Origin of the sequence: Pseudomonas meliae (assembly GCF_001400515.1) — a bacterium.
GTDB classification, from domain to species: domain Bacteria; phylum Pseudomonadota; class Gammaproteobacteria; order Pseudomonadales; family Pseudomonadaceae; genus Aquipseudomonas; species Aquipseudomonas amygdali.
Genome location: NZ_LJQT01000469.1, coordinates 1 through 1,777 on the forward strand (window position 1 = coordinate 1; position 1,777 = coordinate 1,777).

Here is a 1,777-nt window from a genome sequence, read left to right on the forward strand (position 1 = left end):
TAAATCAGCGGCTCCTTAATGCCGCAACTGCAATGGTACCCCATATTTTTGTGCTTTTCAGGTAGCCGGAATAGTAGGATCTTTCAATCATTACAATCTCACTTGGGTTAAGATTGCCGTCCCGGGCAGCATGCGCTGCTATATGTATCCATTGTTTTTCTTTAACAGGATCGTTTTTAGCAGAATAGAAACGGGAGAAATTCCATGCAGCAAGGGCCAACGCAATCAGGCTCGTAATGAGTAATCCAATAACAAAGTATGGGGCTATTTCCATCGGAAAATACCTCGACAAAAATGTAATAGGAAAGTAGCGATCTATTTTCCTATTTGTGTTTTACCTGAGATGATTTATTTAAGGAAGGTCTGAAAAAGCCTCTTCAAAAATAGAAGCCTGTAAATACAGGCGCTCCACCCCGGTTTCTCTCCTAAAAAAGGGCTTTTTCAGAGGGGTCTTAAATATTCACTCATTCATAGATATTGAGTTACTTTGTTCTTTCAAGCTAGAACGACGCTCAATCACATTGTGAATTCGCTCAGTCACGGAAGACCAGCCTGGCCAGTAATTTGCTTTTTTAAATTGACTGATATCCCAAAAGTCTTCCCACCAAGTACTTTTGTCAACTGTATTGATAACGTTTAGTGGGTGAGTATCCCCTGCCAGTAATTTGGAAAAAACATCTGGCTCAACGAGATAGCCAGAAATCCAGTTATTTTGTGCATTCCCGCCGGTCCAAGCTTTATACAATGCTTTCAAAACAAGACTAAGAGCCGCCAAGCTGGATTCCCCGCCAGCTCCTATAACCTCACTGATATGGTAAGGCGTCGAAAATGTTTGTACGTTCCAGTCTGAATACTGTTTTATGAAAAGAAATTGTCCAGTTTCGCTCATGCTGCGGACAAGATGGAGAGTAGGTATTTTGCCGTCATCAGTAGGCGCGAGGAGAAATTTTGCGCCCGCATTCGCTTCTTCAGGGATGCGAGAGTAGACAGCAGCGTACGGTTTACCCTCTCCGTGCACAAGCCAGTCTCTTTGGCACCCGAATAACAGGGACAGTTGAGTAAGCTCGTCAATTGATGGTTCGTTTTTCCCTAGAAACCAACCTTCCACTGGCTCTGCATAAGACCAGCCCAACGCCTCAGCGATCCGCGACGGCGAAACTTGTCGTGTTGGATAGAGCTTTTCAAGTTCCCTTTTAAGGAGGCTAAGACGCAGCACTAGCTCCGCTAATCGCGAAGACTGCTCTATCTTCTCAGTGATAGGCTTTACCCAAGCTTTTAGGGCCTGCCGGGCCTCTGCTTCAAGAGACCGATCATGCTGTTCTGCAAGGCCGTTGAGCGCTATAAGAACCTCTGGCGGCAGGCTACGGACGGTAATCTTACCGCTGGGACTTTCATTCGAGAACATAGGCTAGCTCCATTGTTTTATGGCCAGCCAACATGCTAAACGGAATGACCTCAAAATGCATCATTCTGTTTTTTCTGTACATATAAACAGCTATTTCGGCTGTATCTCACCCTCGTACTGCTCCAGCCAGACCAGCTGTCTTACGCCTGATTTTCTTGCACAGACGGGCCTGGTTCTCAGTCCGGAGGGTGCTGTTGAGGAACAAGCACCTAAGATACGCAGCCTAACCGACTAACGTTGCGCCAGCTCGTCGCGGACCTTCATGACGGTCGTAGTTGAACACGCAGCGTGCCTCGCTACTGCGCGGATCCCGAAACCTGCAGCCAGCAGCTCTCGCACTCGGTTACGCAGTTCTGCGTCTACGGGTCTGCC

The 1,777-nt window shown here is 47.1% G+C and carries 2 protein-coding genes and 1 pseudogene; all 3 read right to left on the reverse strand.

Annotated features, from left to right (window positions below):
• Positions 1-4: 4 nt before the first annotated feature.
• Entirely contained in the window at positions 5-274 is a 270-nt protein-coding gene (locus ALO64_RS25415) for a hypothetical protein (RefSeq protein WP_152623928.1), read from the reverse strand.
• Positions 275-460: 186 nt separating this feature from the next.
• On the reverse strand, positions 461-1,405 hold the full coding sequence (locus ALO64_RS21820; RefSeq protein ID WP_019332192.1) for a FitA-like ribbon-helix-helix domain-containing protein: 945 nt from the start codon (positions 1,403-1,405) through the stop codon (positions 461-463).
• Positions 1,406-1,636: 231 nt separating this feature from the next.
• Positions 1,637-1,777, reverse strand: a pseudogene (locus ALO64_RS26490) (recombinase family protein); the annotation flags it as partial.